This is a genomic window from Spiroplasma endosymbiont of Nomada ruficornis (genome assembly GCF_964030795.1).
Classification (GTDB): domain Bacteria; phylum Bacillota_I; class Bacilli_A; order Mycoplasmatales; family VBWQ01; genus Spiroplasma_E; species Spiroplasma_E ixodetis_A.
The window spans coordinates 464394-484515 of the sequence record NZ_OZ034962.1; the positions used below are offsets into that span (position 1 = coordinate 464394).

Consider the following 20122-nt stretch of genomic DNA (forward strand, 5'->3'; position numbering starts at 1 on the left):
ACTCCTTACTTTTTTCTAAACTAAATTTAGCATTATGAAATTTTTATATGAGAATTTTTTGCAATTTTATTTACTTGCACTTACAAGTATAATTCAGCATCTTTAAATTCTCAAATCTTATCAGGTGTAGAATGTATAGGATTTGATTTTAATTCAAAATAATAAGGTAATAATAATTTATAGTCATCATTTAAACCGTTATTAATAGACATGGTTGAATAAATATTTTTTGATAGCATTATAACTATTTGTTTTAATATTTTAACTTTTGGTAAATTTGTATAGTTAGGATAATCTAATTCTCATTGTTTAAATAAATTAGTAATAACTTCATTTGGTTTTTGTCCTTCAAACTTAGCACGAATTTTATCTAAATCATTCATTTCTTTTAAAACATTACTTAATGATGCACCATCAAAGTTTCTATTATAAGTATATGTATAAGTTAACATATCTAATAATACTTTTTGTAAACTATCAATTGGTGGTCTATCTTTTATTTCTAGTTCAACATCATGAAATTTATTTGTTGTAGAAATAAATAAATTATAGTCACTTACTAAAAATCATGACTCTAATTTTTTATCTTTTAATTCTAGTTCATCAGATAATGGTCATACTTTTGAATTTTTAGAAACATCATAACCAATTTTATCATTAGTTACTCTTGCATTATTAATAATTTCTTTTCTTGTTTCTCTACCACCACCAATAGCAATTAAATCTAAAACTGATTTTTCTTGTCCTATAAATTGTTTTGCTAAATTTCAAGGTAATATTTGTTCACTAAATCATTGTTGTAATATTCTAACTTTTGGTTGAGTTTCAATAGGCATTGATAATAGCGGAAATGCTATCTTATCTTTGACAAATAACTTTGGGTATACCTCCATATTGTCGACTTCACCAAGTACCTTTATATTGCCAAAAATCATGCTTCTAGGTGCTTTAATTTTTAAACCAATAACTTTGGTGTCTTTATCTAGTGGTTTTTGTAATTTAATAATAATTGGATAACCATCTCTTGTTTTAAAGTCTTTAATTTTAATAATAGTAATACTTTTAGTACTTCTAGTTTTTGGATTTTGATAAGGTTCTGAATAATTATTAATAATATATAAATTATCAATATTATTTTCAGTTAATGGTTCATTTATACTAACTGCATATAACTTAAATTGATTTAATAAATTTATTTCTTGAAATATTAAATTTTTAATATCAGTCATACTATATTCAATTGTATTGTCATTAATATTAGTACTTGCTCTTTGATTTAATTGCATAGTAAAATCAGATGTTTCAACAGCAGTAGTTTTTAATACTTTATCAATATCAATAAAACCTATTTTAATAGTATTTGCTGAAAATCTTAAACTATTATTTTCATTATTTTTAAATAAACGTTCAATTTCATAAATATAAATTTTTCTTTTTTTAAATTCATCGTATGCTCTATTAATATCAGGGTCACTAGTAGCACTCATCATATTAGTAAAATCATAAGGAATATTATCAATTAAATAATCATTTTCTATTTCTGCTTGATTAAGTTTAGTTTGTTTCTGTGGAAACTTCGTTTGTGGTTTGTTGTTGTTTTCCATTGTTTTCTCCTATTAATTGGTTATTTTCTGGATTAAATAATTTTAATTTAACTGTTAAGTTATTAATTTCTTGTTCATCATTAATATTAAATGTTTTACTATTTAATAAATCTTTATCTAAACGTACTAATATTTGAATAAATTTAAGAATATCAATATTAAATTGTCATAATTTTTGTTCAATATAATTAATAGTTGAAATATTTACCGCTGTACTTTCGGGAACCGATTGTTGTGCTGATTTCTTTTGACTTGGTATATGAATACCACAACGTTTAAATATTTCATTAATATTTCAATCATATATATCAGTTAAATTTTTACCTTTAAAATTACTACTTGTCATATTAATATTTTCACTTTTTTCATTATTATCACCAGTAGTTTTTCAAATATAGTTGTTAGTAACTAATGTTCTTACGGCTTCATCCATTGTAGATTTAGCATTACCATAAGTTTGGTCAAAAATAAACTTTGGTGAATTTAAAATAGTATCTAAAACAATTTGTTCATAAATAACATCTAATGCTTTAATTTTATCCATTACTTTATTACAATCTGCTAACTCATTTGCTTTATTTCTCATAATTGCTATTGGAATATAATTAATATTTAATGTTTGTTCTTGTTCTAAATTAGGATTATTACTATATTCTTTAAAAGGTAAAGGAAATTGTTTTTTATTATCACTAATACTATAAATTGCACGATTAATAGTTACTTGTTCATTATTTAATTTATAAACTTCAAATAATCTTACTGCTTGTGCATTTTGTTGATAACTATCATAAAAAATAGTACATTGAATTAATTTACCAGTAATATCATAAATTCTTTGCTGTATATCTACTACTTGAAAATATAAATCATCATTAGCAATATAAATTAAATAACCACTAATTCCTAATTTGCTTAATTTAAAAATAGAATTTCAATTCTTTCTATAAAATTCTTGTTTAATTAAATATTGTTTAATAGTTTCATTATTAATATCCAATGGAGCATTATATAAATTAGCATTATTTTCAGCAACAAAATCAGTAAAATAAGTCTCATGATTAAAATCCTTAAAACCAAAATAACTTAAAATAGAAGTGTGTGTACTTTTATTTTCTAAAAAAATTAATTTAGATTTTTCTTCATTATTATTAATATTTGTTTTATCTTTTCTTGGTCAAAAAGGTTTCATTTTTTTCTCCTTTCTAAAATATTTGATTAATTTTTAAGACAATTTTTACTATAATAAATATAATTAAACCAGCAACAGCAGAAGATAATAAAACTCCAATTAAACTTAAAATAATTTTTATAATTTTTCAAATCATAATTTTATTCCTGTAATTCTTCTACTTTTCATGTATTACCTTTATCGCTACCTTTTAAAGAATAAATAGTAATAAATTTTGAGTGTTGTACTGATAAAACTAAGACATTAGTATTATTGTTAAAAACTTCTATTGGTACACCTGCTATTTTTGTATTAGTTATAATAAATTCTTTAATTGCAAAAACATTATTATATATATTTCAAGAATAATAAACTTTATATCTTTTATTAACTATAAAATCATAAGTAATTTGTCAATTATCTCATTTATTTTTTTCTCTTATTCCTACTTCTTTTCAAATTGAACTACTTGGAGGAATTGGAATTGGTTGTGGTTGTTTTTTGATAATTTCATTAATAGCACCAGCAACAGTTTTATCAGTAGTTTCTAAATTAGGAATTTCAGTACCAATAGTATTTATAGAAAAAGCATATTTGAATTGGTCTTTATCCATTTTATTGTCTAATTTTTTATCTACTTCTTCTTTTTTATAATAATCAGTTAAATCAGTTTTCCCGCAAGTAGCACTAATTTTATTATTTTCATCAATTTTAATATTTTCACCAGCAATTAACTTATCTTGTTTTTTATCTAATAATTGATTTGTTTCTAGTTTTGTATAATAATCATGTTCAGTATTTTCTTCTGCTATAAATTCAGTTGGTGTATCTATTACTTGATATTGATATATTTCTTCTATATCACCAATTAAATTAATTTTTCCAAGTTCAGGATAAGAATTACCACCACCACTAAATTGTTTCTTTTTATTGTTATAGTAAATAGTTCCAATATTTAAAATATTTTTATTTTGTATTTGTTCTCCATAAGTCATGGAATCAACATTTAACAATTCAAATTCGTTAAAAACATTATTTAAATAAATTTTAATTACTTTATAAAATTTCATAAAGTTATTTTCTGTTGAATATTGATAACTGATTTTAATAAAATATCATTTAAATATTTCTATATTATTATTTTCAACTTTTTTTCATAAGGGACTAGTTTCAATATTAAATCAATTATTTTTAACATCATTAATATTTTCGTTTGTTTTAATTAATTCACTATTTAATTTGGTAATTTCATTTTCATTTGTAGTAATTCGTTTTTGTTGTTTAGCAGAAAAATCACAAGTTGGTGCATGTGTATAATCACCAATTTGTGGATTGTTTTGTAAAACATCAGGTGGTAATGTTCCAATTTCATTAGGTCAATCTAAAATCATAGTTTCAGTTTTTGAGTCATATTCTGTTGCAACATAACCTTTATTTATTAAATGTGTAACTGGTCCCCTATATGTTTCATTTTTATTACCATTAATGGTATCATCATATAATTTTATTTGCTTTGATAATGTAAATTCTTTTTGTTCTTGAATTAATTCATTAACTTGGTTTCTAGTATAAAATGCTTTTAAGTCAATTTTTTCAACATCTATTTCATCATTATTATAATTTGAAAATATTTGTTTTAATTCTGTTAATCTTGCTCATATTTTCATTCTACTAGGTGCTAAATCTCAAATATTAATCGTAGGAGTACTACTTGCACTAAATTGATTACCATTATTAAATTGAATAGTAGCATCAACATTAAATTCAATTGGTGTACGATTAAATACTCAATGTTCAACCATAACATAAACCATATCTCTTAAAGTTTCTTTAATTAATTCATCTTTAAAACTATCAAAAGGAAATTTAGATAAAATAAAATCAAGATAAGCATTAATATCATTTTGAGCACGAATAGCAAATGTTTTAAATCAATCATCAACATTTGGTCATGTATTTATATATTGTCGTGGTGTTTCTGTAATTGTTCCAGTTAATGGATATCAGTTATTATAATTTTCTAAACTGACACCAGTTCAAAGTTTATTAATCATATTTTATCATTCCTTAAAAAATGCTTTTTTATAACGTTTGGTTTTGGATTTAGTTTTTCTATGTGATATATGTATAATTTCTTTTTGTAATTTTTTCTTTCCTTTTTTTACAACTTGATTATATGCAAATTTTTCTAAATGTCTTAACAATCCAGTACCAAATACAGTATTAACTGATAATTTTAAACCCACCCTTTTAAATGATTTATTGACATTATCAATAGGATTATTAATAACATTAACTACTTTATGATAAGTTCTAATTGTCCTTAATATTTGCCTATAAATTTTAAAACTATCTTTAATCATTTGTTGTACAACTGGTAGAGCAAAAGCAATACTTTTTAATCATTTATTTTGACTAACTCCATATCCAATATATCAACCGCTATATCATCTATATCAATGAAATGGATGTATTTGAATAACAAAAGTTTCTGCTTTGATAATACTATCAATAACTACAATTGGTTTATATTTAGGATTACGATGATAAATAGTAATTCCACATTTATCTAATGATAAAGGTTGAATTTTACAAGCCATAAATACTGGTGAATTTAATGGAATTAATTGTGCATGTTTAATTGCTTTCTTTTCAGCACTTGTAAATACATCAATTGTTTTTTCTTTTAATTTATTAATTTTTTCAAATGCTTGTTTTTCTAATTTTTCGAATTTCTCTTGTAATTTATAAATATTTATTCTTATTTTTTCAAAATATGAAGTATCTTTTCAAAATTTATTTAAACCTTTTTTAAAATAAAATTTAATATCAAAATATTTAAAAGTTTGATTTGCTTTTAATACTAATTTATGAATTGAACTATTTTTAAAATTAAATTTAATTGCATTAGCACGAATTTTTTGTAAATCTAAAATTAAAGATTTTCCATATCTATTTTCTGCATGTATTGTATGAACTAAATTTAATCAGTCATGTTGGTTCATTTTTAATACTTCTTTTAAATCAGTATTATATTTTTGTAAAAAATTGTTTGCTTTATCAATATCTTTAATTTTAAATTTAGGAGTTAACTGTGGACTTAACTTTATTAATTCATTTTGTAATAATAAATAATTTTTTAATTCTTGTACTTCTAATTTTGCAAAATTATTTTTATATTGTCTTTCAGCAACAAAACCTAAATTTTGTATTATTGTTTCGCGATTTGGAGCATGGTTATAATTAAATAAATAACGTTTATTTCCAATAATTTTATCTGTTAAAATTTCTTTTCCACTTACTTGACTAATGATTTCTTGTAAATTTTTTGCTTTTTTAATGCCAATTTGTTCTAATGTTTTAGTTTTTTCTGCTAAACTAATAAATTTAGTTGTACGATAACCACGACTAATTCTATTAAGTCCAGCAAATGCAGGTAATATATTAAAAAAAGTATTTAATGGTGTAACATTTCCTTTTAAATAATCATAAACTTGATTAATAGTAAAATCAGTTAAAAACTCTACACCAACAGCACTAATACTAGCAAGTAAATCACTTGCACCTAAACCAAGTGCTAAACTTTCACTTAATCCACCAGTAAAAGGAGCAAGTGCTACTGCTATTACTTGTACACCAATCATTTCTAAAATTTCTCATCATCAACTTTTATGTTCTTGTTGTTGACTTGTTCTAGTATGTTTTGGTTTATTTATGTTTAAAAGTATTGCTGTACTAGTTGTACCAATTGGCATAATAATTATCATTATTTAAGAGTTATTTTTATAGGATTTGTTGAACCTTGATAATTTTTATCAGTGTCATTAGTAGTGATTACTACATGCTAAGTTGTAAAGGTAAGTGCAACTAAATTATTTTTCTATCCAAATATTCGATTGGTGAAAGATAATTTAGTATTTTTCTCGGTCTTTGATTTAAAGACAATATAAATTTATGAACTTCATTTTTATTAGTTTTTGAAAAAATAAATTTTTTAGGAAATTTTTCTCTAATTAAACCATTAGTATTTTCATTAGTACCTCTTTGTCAAGGTGAATATGGATTGGCAAAATAAATTTTTACATCTAAATTTTTTTCAAGTTGTTGTCAATTTGAAAATTCTTTGCCACGATCAAAAGTAATAGTTTTAACAATGTTTTTAGGAAGAATTGATAAATAATAACTGACATTTTTATTAATAACTTTAGTAGTTCTGTTTTTAACTAATATTGCTAAAGTAAATCGTGATACTCTTTCAACTAAAGTTATTAAACATGATTTGCTTTTACCTCGTGATGATACTATAGTATCTCCTTCTCAATGACCAAGTGTTATACGATCATTAACATTTATATCTCGTTCTTTAATTGATTTACCATTAAACTTGCCACGATTTTCTTTAGATTTTCGTTTTTTACCTTTTCTTCTTAAATTTTTACTAGTAACTTTATCAAGCATTCCAAAATAAATTCAAGTATAAATTGTTTTAAAACTAATAACTCACTCTTTATGAAAATTTTTAATTCTGCCATAAATTTGTTCAGGTGATCAACCGATCAACCTAATAGTAATTTTTGTTGTACATATTTTACTAAATTCTTATTTTTCAACTTATGAAAACTAATATGTGATTGTTTTCGATTTTCAGCTTTATTTTGTGCAATTAATGAAAAATAATGATTATTATCTTTATTTCTATTAATTTCTCGAATAATAGTACTAATACTTCGATTAAGATTTTTAGCTATTTCACTAATTTTAAATTTAAATTTCAATTGATTCTCAATATAAATCCTTTCATCTATGCCAAGATGTTTATAACTCATATAAAAACTCCTTACTTTTTTCTAAACTAAATTTAGCATTATGAAATTTTTATATGAGAATTTTTTGCAATTTTATTTACTTGCACTTACAAGTATAATTCAGCAAAAAGTTTATTATTGAGGAAAAAATAAAAGTGTGATTATATATGAAACATTATGATATTATAACATTAACATAAAATATATTAATAATTTTGTGAGGTTGGAAACATGGTTTATATTGTTCATGGTCAAGATGAGTATTTAGTAAGAAAAAATATTGAACAATTAATTAAAAAAAATCATAAAAAAGAAAATTATGATTATAATCTATATGAATTACAAGAGGATACAATTGTTAATATTATTAATGAAATTCAAATTATGAGTATATTTGAAGAAAATAAAGTAATCGTAATTAATGATAGCAGTAATTTATGACAAAAATATATTAAAGAAAAAAAATTTGTTAATGCTTTGCTTAATCATAATCAAAAAACAATGATAATTATTAAAAGTTTAAATGTTGATTTTAAAATTAGTAGAGAATTTCAACAATTTAATATTATCAAAATTAAAAATTATACAAAATCACAATTATTATTATTAATTAATAAAGTTTGCAATAGTTTTAAAATTAACATTACTCAAGAAGCAACTAATTTTCTTTTAGAATACTTGCCAAATGATGTCAGTATTATTTTAAATGAGTTATCAAAATTAAGATTAATTGGAAAAAAAATAACTTCAGATATTATTATTGAGGTGGTTCCTAAATATTTTGAAACAAATATTTTTAAAACTGTTGAATATATATTAAAAAAAGATTATAACAATTTTTGAAGACAATATAACTATTATAATGTTATTAATTATGATAAAATTAAATTGATTAATATTCTTGTATATCAATTAGAATTAATTAGAGATATCAAAATTTTAGTTAAACAAAAAAAAAGTAATGAAGATATTTCCAATATATTAAATATTTCTAAGTTTCAAGTAAAAATATTAGAACAATATTTAAATATTAATTTAAATATTAATAATATTTTGTTAAAATTATATGAATTAGATTACAATATCAAAAAAGGAAAGTTTAATAAAAATATTGCAATTGATTTATTTTTTTTGAATATTTAGTATATAATTATAGATGTTTTAAACTCAAGAGGTGATACATATAATGAAAAGTAATAAAAATACTGATGTTACAGAAAAAAAGTTAGTAGAAGAAAATAGTGACATTACATTGGTTAAACCAAAAGTAAAAAGAGTTACAAAGAAAAAAACTGAAAAAGTGTACTCAGAAGAAGATTTAAATGTTGCATTATACTATGAAATATCAAGTACTATATATAACAGTTTAAATAATTTAATTGTTAGAAAATCTATTTTTGCTAATGAAGAACTTTTAAAAATTTTAGAATTACAAATTTCTAATTTATTTTTTCTTGAAAAAGAACTAAAAGAATTAAAAGATAAAAAGTATGCAATAGAATTTTTGCAGTTAATTTCTAATTTGGTAAATCGTAGTTTGAGTATTACTAAAAGTTCTCCTAAAAATCGTATTGAAATTCTTGAAGAGCGTAACTTATTAATAGTTACAATTACTAATATTTGTAAGACTGTGGAAAAAGAAAGTCTTGAACGAATAAGACAGTTTGATAATAATACTTTTAATGAATTAAATGATCAAATTACTGCATTAAATAATTTTAGTGATGATGCTACTGAGGTTAAGCCAAGTGTTACTCCAAATAATCAGAATGTTGATAATAATGTTGATACAAATCCTAATATTGGTGGCATTGGAAATCTAGGTAATAATTTAAATATTAATAATCTTGATAATAATAGTTTAGCAAATTTAGCGAAGTTAGGTGTATTACCGCAACATCCCGCCACAAATCCTAAATTTTACCCGTATATGAATAAACCAAAATATATTCCACTTTTAAAGAAAATATTATCAGCTTTTTTCTTATTAACAACAGTGCTAGCAATAGCTACTTATATACTAACTTATTTTATAGCAGGTACTTTTCAAATTAAAAATAATAGTACATTACCTGTTTATTATAATTTAGCACAACAATCAAAAACTATAGTTTTCACTATTGTCACAACAATAGTTTTAAATGGAGGCTTTTTATATTCAATTTTACAACCACCAAAATTAGGTCGTGATTTATATCGAACATCATATTTTTTAATAGTTATTTTAATTTTTTGAATAATTTATACAATTTCAAATTTAATTTATATGATAACAAATGATTCATTATTAAGAACATTTATTTCTTTTTTAGATAAAGGTGATGAAATTAATCCTAATGCTTTACCTTGATTAAAAGGATTAGCAACTTTTAAAGCTTTTCAAATATTAACATATATTACAGCAACATCAGCAATTTTACCAATTGCTATTATACTAGTTATTGCTATTCTTAATCCAAAAATTGATCGTAATAAAATTATGAGAGCCAATTCGGAATATCAAAATGCTATTAATAATGCTTTAAGTGGTAAACCCTATGAAATCGATCCATCACTTTTTGATGATAGTTTAGATAATGATAATAAAAAAGATACAAAAGATCATAAATTTTGACGTAATAGTGATTTATTTAAATAATAGGGAGCATACCGATGTTGTCAATAATATTCAAATTTGTCTTTAAATTATAAGTTTAGACGAGAATAATTTAGACTTCAATATGCAATTGTAAGTTAATCTTAACACTTCAAAAATATTAGTCAACAATAATACTTACTTTTATAACTCAAAAATTCTTATTAAAGTTTTCTTTAATAAGTTTTATTTTATTTTTATTTATTTGCTAAATTGTAAAGGTAAGTGCAACTAAATTATTTTTCTATCCAAATATTCGATTGGTGAAAGATAATTTAGTATTTTTCTCGGTCTTTGATTTAAAGACAATATAAATTTATGAACTTCATTTTTATTAGTTTTTGAAAAAATAAATTTTTTAGGAAATTTTTCTCTAATTAAACCATTAGTATTTTCATTAGTACCTCTTTGTCAAGGTGAATATGGATTGGCAAAATAAATTTTTACATCTAAATTTTTTTCAAGTTGTTGTCAATTTGAAAATTCTTTGCCACGATCAAAAGTAATAGTTTTAACAATGTTTTTAGGAAGAATTGATAAATAATAACTGACATTTTTATTAATAACTTTAGTAGTTCTGTTTTTAACTAATATTGCTAAAGTAAATCGTGATACTCTTTCAACTAAAGTTATTAAACATGATTTGCTTTTACCTCGTGATGATACTATAGTATCTCCTTCTCAATGACCAAGTGTTATACGATCATTAACATTTATATCTCGTTCTTTAATTGATTTACCATTAAACTTGCCACGATTTTCTTTAGATTTTCGTTTTTTACCTTTTCTTCTTAAATTTTTACTAGTAACTTTATCAAGCATTCCAAAATAAATTCAAGTATAAATTGTTTTAAAACTAATAACTCACTCTTTATGAAAATTTTTAATTCTGCCATAAATTTGTTCAGATGATCAACCTAATAGTAATTTTTGTTGTACATATTTTACTAAATTCTTATTTTTAAACTTATGAAAACTAATATGTGATTGTTTTCGATTTTCAGCTTTATTTTGTGCAATTAATGAAAAATCATGATTATTATCTTTATTTCTATTAATTTCTCGAATAATAGTACTAATACTTCGATTAAGATTTTTAGCTATTTCACTAATTTTAAATTTAAATTTCAATTGATTCTCAATATAAATCCTTTCATCTATGCCAAGATGTTTATAACTCATATAAAAACTCCTTACTTTTTTCTAAACTAAATTTAGCATTATGAAATTTTTATATGAGAATTTTTTGCAATTTTATTTACTTGCACTTACAAGTATAATTCAGCAAATTTAAGTTTTAATTTATAATAACTGGATAATTGTATTTATTTGATAACATTTAAAATTAACCATTTTTGTATACATATCAATGTTATAAGTTCTATCACCAATCATATGCTTTAAAATTTGTTTAATATTAGTTTCAGTAAAGCAACCAATATTTTCAACTAATGCTTGGTTTAATACACCATCTTTTGCATTAATAAAATAACCAACTTTTAATTTTTTATATTGTAAAGTTAATGATTGTAAAAAATCAATTAATTCATAATATTGACCTTTGGCAAATAAATTTATTGCATTTTGATAGTGTAATTTAGCAATTTGATTTTTTCTTCTTCCTGCCATTATACCAAGAAATAAAACATGAAAAGCATGAAATTTATCTAAAATAAATTTAGCATTTAAAATTGTAGCAGTTTTTCTAATTCATTTTGCACTATCTCCACAAACTATTAAATTTGCTTGGTCAAAGTTTTCAAAAAATAAATTACCATATTTTTCTATTAATTTTGCGGTTTTTTCAGCACCAATTTCTGTTTTTGAAACTCTTATTTTACATACAGCTCTTTTATTAATTAATTTTCCATTTTCCTTTTTACCAGTACACATTACTATTAATCTCATAGAACATTTTTTACAATTTTTAGTATTGTGTTTTTCATTAAACTTAAATTTTCGATGACCATCATCAATATTTACATATAAATTTTGATTTGGTTGTAATGGTATTTTGGGAATATTTGCTTTTGGTAATTCAAATTTTTGATATGTTCTACAAACTGTACTATTACTTATTAAATCTTCAATAAAAGTATCACAAACATCACGATACTTTTTACCATCAGCAAAATATTTTAAAATTTGTTTAATAACGTTAGGTGCAAGTTTACTATATTTTTTAACACCAAGATAATTATCTAATAATGATACGTACTCCATTTTTTGTGTTTTTGTGTTATAATGTGTACAAATACGTCGCTTATAAGTTAATAAACCTTTTTTTGCTTTTAATTTTCGTTGTCTAAATCTATATGATTTATATTCAGATTTATCACATATACTTCATAAATAATCATCTATTTTTGCAAATAATTCTTCTGTTTGTTTTAAACTTAATTCATCTTGATTAAAATCATGTTTGTCTCAATCAAAATGATTTGCGAATGGTAATATAAACATTTTTAATGTTCCTTTCTAATTTTTGTTTGTTAATAATTTAAGTTTAATTTTTTTTAAAAAATAAGGAGTAAATATGGCTTTTATTAGTAGTTATGGACAATTAAATAAAAAATATAATCTTAATTTTAGTGATAATAATTATGGTTTTAGTTGAGATATTTTTAAAGAATTTGTTGGTGATGAATGAGCAGAATATTTTACTACTAATTGTTTTTATCGTTTTGTTCCAACAGCACGTGGAACAAGAAAAACTTGAAACTGTTTAGCATTTGATTTATTTATATGTTGTAATTTTAGAGATAGTAGTGTTCAAGAAGTAAGAAGATATGAAAATACTCATAGTGAAACTACAATTGGTGCTTTAATGAATGTTTGTCAAGTTTTATTAGATACATATAATATTAATTTATTACCTAATAATCCACATGGCATTAAATGAAAAATTACTAAGGATGGGGGATGTATTATCTTTCCAAGTAATCAACAAATTGACTTTATTGGTTATGCTAATGGTAATAAGATTTTTGGAAAAGAAGCAGGTGGGTCAAGTTTTTTAGGTTCAAGAACAGATGAAATTATTATGGCAGAAGAAAAAGAAACATTAACTGAAAAACAATTAACATATCGATATGAACGTTTACAAAACTCTATGTTTAGAAGTAATCGTATTAAAGTATCAAATAAACCTATTAAAGAGTGAAGTTGAACATTTATTGATAAAAATATATATAGTTCTACCTTTGGACAAAAGATTACTCGTTATTTTTATAAAAGTTTTTTCATTACTTTTACATGTAATCCTTATGATAAATATCATCCATTTTATTTAAAATACTGTACACCATTTTTACCATTAAATGATGAAGTCATGAAAAATCTTAAAAAAGTTGGTAAAGTTTATTATGAAAATAAAGATATGTTTAGTGGTTTAGGTTTATTTGTTTTAAGATTTACTATTCAACCATTTTGAAATAAATTACCTGACATTCAACAAAGAACATTATTAGAAATGGAAAAAAGTAATCCAGATGAATATAATACTGTTTATTATGGTTTTGAATTTTTAGATAGCGATGCAACAATTTTCCATTTCAAAAAACAGTAAAATATTGACAATCATATGATTTAAAACAATTTTATAATCAAGAAAAAGAAATGTATAAATTTGATTTTTATAGTGTTGGTATTGATTGAGCTACGGGACCAAAAGACCATACTGTATTTATGGTAGTTGGTTTTAAAGAATATAATAATACTGGTTATTATGATGCTTATATTATTTGTGAATTAGTAGTTACTCCAAATGATTTTATAAATGAAAATGAAAAAATTAATGCTTATGTTAATGAAATTTTAGGATTAATGGATAATTTTGAAAATTTTGAACAAGCAATTTATTTTTATGATGATAAAGCAAGAACAGCAATGGATTGATTAAATCAAAAATTAATTGATGAACACAATACTATTTTAATAACACAAACCGCTATTAAACATGCTTCAAATTTAAATCAAGAAGCCGGATTAACTAATAGAGTAGTTTGAATGAGAAATATTATGAGTTATGGAAACTTTTATGCAAATAAAGATGATTTACCAAAAACAACTCAATGTTTAGAAGAATTACGTTATGACCAAACCAAAACTAACATTCCTGACAAAAATATGTATCAAGACCCTTATGATGCATTATTTTATGCATTATATCCATATAAAAATGTAATTAGGGGTAAAAATAATGCTACTGTAAAAAAAAGTATCTTCACATTTGCAATATAATAAATAAGCGCAATACAATTAATATTATAGGTATCAAAAAATAAACACCTTTAATTTAGGCGTTATTTTGCTTTTAAAAGCATACTTGTAAAAATAATCAAAAATAGTACAATTTAAAAGTAAAATCAAGGAAAAAAGGAGATATTTATTATGAAAACATGAATAAAAACAAATTTTCAAAAAATATCATTATCATTTGCTGTAATAACTGGTGTTACCGGTTTAATCTTAGGAATAGTTTCATATAATAAAAATAATCAATTAACATATTTTTATGATTACGACCATGAAGCACACTGGGGGGCAACTATTTGAGCAAGACAAGTAAGTAATAAACATAAAATTACTCTTTACTGAGCATCAAATAAATTAACTGATGATGCAGTAAAATGAGATGGTATTTATCCAGATGGATATTTTGATAATTAAATTTCTAAATTTATATAAGAAATATTTTCATTATATTTATCAAATAAATTAATATTATTTAAATTTATTTCTTGTTTATTTGTTACTAAAATTAAATCATAATTACCAGCACCAAATAGTCCGCTAACTTCAATTCGATTTAAGTTATTAATTGGATTTTCAATTTGTAATTCAAATTCACTATTATTGTCAATTTGTAAAACTTCTTTATAAAATTCTAATTTAGAAAATAATTGTGATTTATTTGAACCATATAAATTTAAAGCATTTTCGGTTTTATTTTTATTAATAATTAATCTTGTAAAATATTTTCCATATTCACCATTACCTAATGTTCAATCTGCCGGAATTAATGATGGTATATTATTGCTTTCTAATTCATTAGTTATGGATAGTCAGTTAAATTGATTATCATCTAATTTCAATAATTCATTTTGACTAATGTCATTGTTTTTTAGTTTAATGTTATTGATATCTGTAAAATCAAAATATGCAGATTTTAATACTACTTTTATATCTTTAAATTCTCAAATCTTATCAGGTGTAGAATGTATAGGATTTGATTTTAATTCAAAATAATAAGGTAATAATAATTTATAGTCATCATTTAAACCGTTATTAATAGACATGGTTGAATAAATATTTTTTGATAGCATTATAACTATTTGTTTTAATATTTTAACTTTTGGTAAATTTGTATAGTTAGGATAATCTAATTCTCATTGTTTAAATAAATTAGTAATAACTTCATTTGGTTTTTGTCCTTCAAACTTAGCACGAATTTTATCTAAATCATTCATTTCTTTTAAAACATTACTTAATGATGCACCATCAAAGTTTCTATTATAAGTATATGTATAAGTTAACATATCTAATAATACTTTTTGTAAACTATCAATTGGTGGTCTATCTTTTATTTCTAGTTCAACATCATGAAATTTATTTGTTGTAGAAATAAATAAATTATAGTCACTTACTAAAAATCATGACTCTAATTTTTTATCTTTTAATTCTAGTTCATCAGATAATGGTCATACTTTTGAATTTTTAGAAACATCATAACCAATTTTATCATTAGTTACTCTTGCATTATTAATAATTTCTTTTCTTGTTTCTCTACCACCGCCAATAGCAATTAAATCTAAAACTGATTTTTCTTGTCCTATAAATTGTTTTGCTAAATTTCAAGGTAATATTTGTTCACTAAATCATTGTTGTAATATTCTAACTTTTGGTTGAGTTTCAATAGGCATTGATAATAGCGGAAATGCTATCTTATCTTTGACAAATAACTTTGGGTATACCTCCATATTGTCGACTTCACCAAGTACCTTTATATTGCCAAAAATCATGCTTCTAGGTGCTTTAATTTTTAAACCAATAACTTTGGTGTCTTTATCTAGTGGTTTTTGTAATTTAATAATAATTGGATAACCATCTCTTGTTTTAAAGTCTTTAATTTTAATAATAGTAATACTTTTAGTACTTCTAGTTTTTGGATTTTGATAAGGTTCTGAATAATTATTAATAATATATAAATTATCAATATTATTTTCAGTTAATGGTTCATTTATACTAACTGCATATAACTTAAATTGATTTAATAAATTTATTTCTTGAAATATTAAATTTTTAATATCAGTCATACTATATTCAATTGTATTGTCATTAATATTAGTACTTGCTCTTTGATTTAATTGCATAGTAAAATCAGATGTTTCAACAGCAGTAGTTTTTAATACTTTATCAATATCAATAAAACCTATTTTAATAGTATTTGCTGAAAATCTTAAACTATTATTTTCATTATTTTTAAATAAACGTTCAATTTCATAAATATAAATTTTTCTTTTTTTAAATTCATCGTATGCTCTATTAATATCAGGGTCACTAGTAGCACTCATCATATTAGTAAAATCATAAGGAATATTATCAATTAAATAATCATTTTCTATTTCTGCTTGATTAAGTTTAGTTTGTTTCTGTGGAAACTTCGTTTGTGGTTTGTTGTTGTTTTCCATTGTTTTCTCCTATTAATTGGTTATTTTCTGGATTAAATAATTTTAATTTAACTGTTAAGTTATGAATTTCTTGTTCATCATTAATATTAAATGTTTTACTATTTAATAAATCTTTATCTAAACGTACTAATATTTGAATAAATTTAAGAATATCAATATTAAATTGTCATAATTTTTGTTCAATATAATTAATAGTTGAAATATTTACCGCTGTACTTTCGGGAACCGATTGTTGTGCTGATTTCTTTTGACTTGGTATATGAATACCACAACGTTTAAATATTTCATTAATATTTCAATCATATATATCAGTTAAATTTTTACCTTTAAAATTACTACTTGTCATATTAATATTTTCACTTTTTTCATTATTATCACCAGTAGTTTTTCAAATATAGTTGTTAGTAACTAATGTTCTTACGGCTTCATCCATTGTAGATTTAGCATTACCATAAGTTTGGTCAAAAATAAACTTTGGTGAATTTAAAATAGTATCTAAAACAATTTGTTCATAAATAACATCTAATGCTTTAATTTTATCCATTACTTTATTACAATCTGCTAACTCATTTGCTTTATTTCTCATAATTGCTATTGGAATATAATTAATATTTAATGTTTGTTCTTGTTCTAAATTAGGATTATTACTATATTCTTTAAAAGGTAAAGGAAATTGTTTTTTATTATCACTAATACTATAAATTGCACGATTAATAGTTACTTGTTCATTATTTAATTTATAAACTTCAAATAATCTTACTGTTTGTGCATTTTGTTGATAACTATCATAAAAAATAGTACATTGAATTAATTTACCAGTAATATCATAAATTCTTTGCTGTATATCTACTACTTGAAAATATAAATCATCATTAGCAATATAAATTAAATAACCACTAATTCCTAATTTGCTTAATTTAAAAATAGAATTTCAATTCTTTCTATAAAATTCTTGTTTAATTAAATATTGTTTAATAGTTTCATTATTAATATCCAATGGAGCATTATATAAATTAGCATTATTTTCAGCAACAAAATCAGTAAAATAAGTCTCATGATTAAAATCATTAAAACCAAAATAACTTAAAATAGAAGTGTGTGTACTTTTATTTTCTAAAAAAATTAATTTAGATTTTTCTTCATTATTATTAATATTTGTTTTATCTTTTCTTGGTCAAAAAGGTTTCATTTTTTTCTCCTTTCTAAAATATTTGATTAATTTTTAAGACAATTTTTACTATAATAAATATAATTAAACCAGCAACAGCAGAAGATAATAAAACTCCAATTAAACTTAAAATAATTTTTATAATTTTTCAAATCATAATTTTATTCCTGTAATTCTTCTACTTTTCATGTATTACCTTTATCGCTACCTTTTAAAGAATAAATAGTAATAAATTTTGAGTGTTGTACTGATAAAACTAAGACATTAGTATTATTGTTAAAAACTTCTATTGGTACACCTGCTATTTTTGTATTAGTTATAATAAATTCTTTAATTGCAAAAACATTATTATATATATTTCAAGAATAATAAACTTTATATCTTTTATTAACTATAAAATCATAAGTAATTTGTCAATTATCTCATTTATTTTTTTCTCTTATTCCTACTTCTTTTCAAATTGAACTACTTGGAGGAATTGGTTGTGGTTGTTTTTTGATAATTTCATTAATAGCACCAGCAACAGTTTTATCAGTAGTTTCTAAATTAGGAATTTCAGTACCAATAGTATTTATAGAAAAAGCATATTTGAATTGGTCTTTATCCATTTTATTGTCTAATTTTTTATCTACTTCTTCTTTTTTATAATAATCAGTTAAATCAGTTTTCCCGCAAGTAGCACTAATTTTATTATTTTCATCAATTTTAATATTTTCACCAGCAATTAACTTATCTTGTTTTTTATCTAATAATTGATTTGTTTCTAGTTTTGTATAATAATCATGTTCAGTATTTTCTTCTGCTATAAATTCAGTTGGTGTATCTATTCCTTGATATTGATATATTTCTTCTATATCAGCAATTAAATTAATTTTTCCAAGTTCAGGATAAGAATTACCACCACCACTAAATTGTTTCTTTTTATTGTTATAGTAAATAGTTCCAATATTTAAAATATTTTTATTTTGTATTTGTTCTCCATAAGTCATGGAATCAACATTTAACAATTCAAATTCGTTAAAAACATTATTTAAATAAATTTTAATTACTTTATAAAATTTCATAAAGTTATTTTCTGTTGAATATTGATAACTGATTTTAATAAAATATCATTTAAATATTTCTATATTATTATTTTCAACTTTTTTTCATAAGGGACTAGTTTCAATATTAAATCAATTATTTTTAACATCATTAATATTTTCGTTTGTTTTAATTAATTCACTATTTAATTTGGTAATTTCATTTTCATTTGTAGTAATTCGTTTTTGTTGTTTAGCAGAAAAATCACAAGTTGGTGCATGTGTATAATCACCAATTTGTGGATTGTTTTGTAAAACATCAGGTGGTAATGTTCCAATTTCATTAGGTCAATCTAAAATCATAGTTTCAGTTTTTGAGTCATATTCTGTTGCAACATAACCTTTATTTATTAAATTTGTAACTGGTCCCCTATATGTTTCATTTTTATTACCATTAATGGTATCATCATATAATTTTATTTGCTTTGATAATGTAAATTCTTTTTGTTCTTGAATTAATTCATTAACTTGGTTTCTAGTATAAAATGCTTTTAAGTCAATTTTTTCAACATCTATTTCATCATTATTATAATTTGAAAATATTTGTTTTAATTCTGTTAATCTTGCTCATATTTTCATTCTACTAGGTGCTAAATCTCAAATATTAATCGTAGGAGTACTACTTGCACTAAATTGATTACCATTATTAAATTGAATAGTAGCATCAACATTAAATTCAATTGGTGTACGATTAAATACTCAATGTTCAACCATAACATAAACCATATCTCTTAAAGTTTCTTTAATTAATTCATCTTTAAAACTATCAAAAGGAAATTTAGATAAAATAAAATCAAGATAAGCATTAATATCATTTTGAGCACGAATAGCAAATGTTTTAAATCAATCATCAACATTTGGTCATGTATTTATATATTGTCGTGGTGTTTCTGTAATTGTTCCAGTTAATGGATATCAGTTATTATAATTTTCTAAACTGACACCAGTTCAAAGTTTATTAATCATAT

The 20122-nt window shown here is 22.3% G+C and carries 18 protein-coding genes; 5 read left to right on the forward strand and 13 right to left on the reverse strand.

The genetic code is table 4. The annotated features are described in order from the left end of the window. Nucleotides 1-80: 80 nt before the first annotated feature. The 7 genes from AAHM79_RS02810 to AAHM79_RS02840 form a co-directional block, all read right to left on the reverse strand. Nucleotides 81-1604: a hypothetical protein gene (locus tag AAHM79_RS02810; RefSeq protein WP_342258079.1), complete on the reverse strand. Its 1524-nt coding sequence runs from the start codon at nucleotides 1602-1604 to the stop codon at nucleotides 81-83. Beyond that, on the reverse strand, nucleotides 1555-2793 hold the full coding sequence (locus AAHM79_RS02815; protein WP_342258080.1) for a hypothetical protein: 1239 nt from the start codon (nucleotides 2791-2793) through the stop codon (nucleotides 1555-1557). Before AAHM79_RS02815 ends, AAHM79_RS02810 begins: the two co-directional genes overlap by 50 nt. 13 nt (nucleotides 2794-2806) lie before the next feature. After that, the gene (locus tag AAHM79_RS02820; RefSeq protein WP_338957828.1) at nucleotides 2807-2929 is read right to left on the reverse strand and encodes a hypothetical protein; all 123 of its coding nucleotides are present in this window, start codon (nucleotides 2927-2929) and stop codon (nucleotides 2807-2809) included. A 4-nt stretch (nucleotides 2930-2933) separates the two neighbouring features. Further along, the gene (locus AAHM79_RS02825; RefSeq protein ID WP_342258081.1) at nucleotides 2934-4826 is read right to left on the reverse strand and encodes a hypothetical protein; all 1893 of its coding nucleotides are present in this window, start codon (nucleotides 4824-4826) and stop codon (nucleotides 2934-2936) included. A 3-nt stretch (nucleotides 4827-4829) separates the two neighbouring features. Further along, nucleotides 4830-6527, reverse strand: coding sequence for a hypothetical protein (locus AAHM79_RS02830; RefSeq protein WP_342258082.1), 1698 nt, complete (start codon nucleotides 6525-6527; stop codon nucleotides 4830-4832). A 112-nt stretch (nucleotides 6528-6639) separates the two neighbouring features. Further along, nucleotides 6640-7308 (reverse strand): IS30 family transposase, encoded by a 669-nt coding sequence (locus AAHM79_RS02835; protein WP_342258234.1) that lies wholly within the window; start codon nucleotides 7306-7308, stop codon nucleotides 6640-6642. Continuing rightward, complete coding sequence (locus AAHM79_RS02840) at nucleotides 7200-7598, reverse strand: helix-turn-helix domain-containing protein (protein ID WP_342258083.1); 399 nt, start codon at nucleotides 7596-7598, stop codon at nucleotides 7200-7202. The genes AAHM79_RS02835 and AAHM79_RS02840 overlap by 109 nt, the downstream gene beginning before the upstream one ends. 210 nt (nucleotides 7599-7808) lie before the next feature. Here AAHM79_RS02840 and holA point away from each other — a divergent pair, with 210 nt between their 5' ends. Further along, complete coding sequence (gene holA / locus AAHM79_RS02845; protein ID WP_338959077.1) at nucleotides 7809-8720, forward strand: DNA polymerase III subunit delta; 912 nt, start codon at nucleotides 7809-7811, stop codon at nucleotides 8718-8720. A 43-nt stretch (nucleotides 8721-8763) separates the two neighbouring features. Then, nucleotides 8764-10215: a hypothetical protein gene (locus AAHM79_RS02850; RefSeq protein ID WP_342258084.1), complete on the forward strand. Its 1452-nt coding sequence runs from the start codon at nucleotides 8764-8766 to the stop codon at nucleotides 10213-10215. 228 nt (nucleotides 10216-10443) lie between these two features. Here AAHM79_RS02850 and AAHM79_RS02855 read toward each other — a convergent pair whose 3' ends face one another. Both AAHM79_RS02855 and AAHM79_RS02860 read right to left on the reverse strand, forming a co-directional pair. Next, entirely contained in the window at nucleotides 10444-11394 is a 951-nt protein-coding gene (locus tag AAHM79_RS02855) for an IS30 family transposase (RefSeq protein WP_342257214.1), read from the reverse strand. A 120-nt stretch (nucleotides 11395-11514) separates the two neighbouring features. After that, nucleotides 11515-12675: an Mbov_0401 family ICE element transposase-like protein gene (locus AAHM79_RS02860; RefSeq protein ID WP_342258085.1), complete on the reverse strand. Its 1161-nt coding sequence runs from the start codon at nucleotides 12673-12675 to the stop codon at nucleotides 11515-11517. A 73-nt stretch (nucleotides 12676-12748) separates the two neighbouring features. Between AAHM79_RS02860 and AAHM79_RS02865 the strand changes: the two genes are divergently transcribed. The 3 genes from AAHM79_RS02865 (at nucleotide 12749) to AAHM79_RS02875 (ending at nucleotide 14883) form a co-directional block, all read left to right on the forward strand. Next, a complete protein-coding gene (locus AAHM79_RS02865; protein ID WP_342257492.1) occupies nucleotides 12749-13780 on the forward strand; it encodes a hypothetical protein in 1032 nt (343 codons plus the stop codon). Between the two features lie 50 nt (nucleotides 13781-13830). Beyond that, nucleotides 13831-14454, forward strand: coding sequence for a hypothetical protein (locus tag AAHM79_RS02870; protein ID WP_342257493.1), 624 nt, complete (start codon nucleotides 13831-13833; stop codon nucleotides 14452-14454). 150 nt (nucleotides 14455-14604) lie between these two features. Further along, complete coding sequence (locus AAHM79_RS02875; RefSeq protein ID WP_342257494.1) at nucleotides 14605-14883, forward strand: hypothetical protein; 279 nt, start codon at nucleotides 14605-14607, stop codon at nucleotides 14881-14883. On the opposite strand, the gene AAHM79_RS02880 is transcribed toward AAHM79_RS02875, so the two are convergent. The 4 genes from AAHM79_RS02880 to AAHM79_RS02895 are packed head-to-tail and all read right to left on the reverse strand — an operon-like array spanning nucleotide 14880 to nucleotide 20120. Then, nucleotides 14880-16904 carry a hypothetical protein gene (locus AAHM79_RS02880; RefSeq protein ID WP_342257211.1) on the reverse strand — a complete coding sequence of 675 codons (2025 nt, stop codon included), beginning with the start codon at nucleotides 16902-16904 and terminating at the stop codon, nucleotides 14880-14882. The two genes, AAHM79_RS02875 and AAHM79_RS02880, sit on opposite strands and share 4 nt — an antisense overlap. Next, nucleotides 16855-18093 (reverse strand): hypothetical protein, encoded by a 1239-nt coding sequence (locus AAHM79_RS02885; RefSeq protein WP_342258086.1) that lies wholly within the window; start codon nucleotides 18091-18093, stop codon nucleotides 16855-16857. Before AAHM79_RS02885 ends, AAHM79_RS02880 begins: the two co-directional genes overlap by 50 nt. A gap of 13 nt (nucleotides 18094-18106) precedes the next feature. After that, complete coding sequence (locus AAHM79_RS02890) at nucleotides 18107-18229, reverse strand: hypothetical protein (protein ID WP_338957828.1); 123 nt, start codon at nucleotides 18227-18229, stop codon at nucleotides 18107-18109. A 4-nt stretch (nucleotides 18230-18233) separates the two neighbouring features. Further along, nucleotides 18234-20120 carry a hypothetical protein gene (locus AAHM79_RS02895; RefSeq protein ID WP_342258087.1) on the reverse strand — a complete coding sequence of 629 codons (1887 nt, stop codon included), beginning with the start codon at nucleotides 20118-20120 and terminating at the stop codon, nucleotides 18234-18236. Nucleotides 20121-20122: the final 2 nt, after the last annotated feature.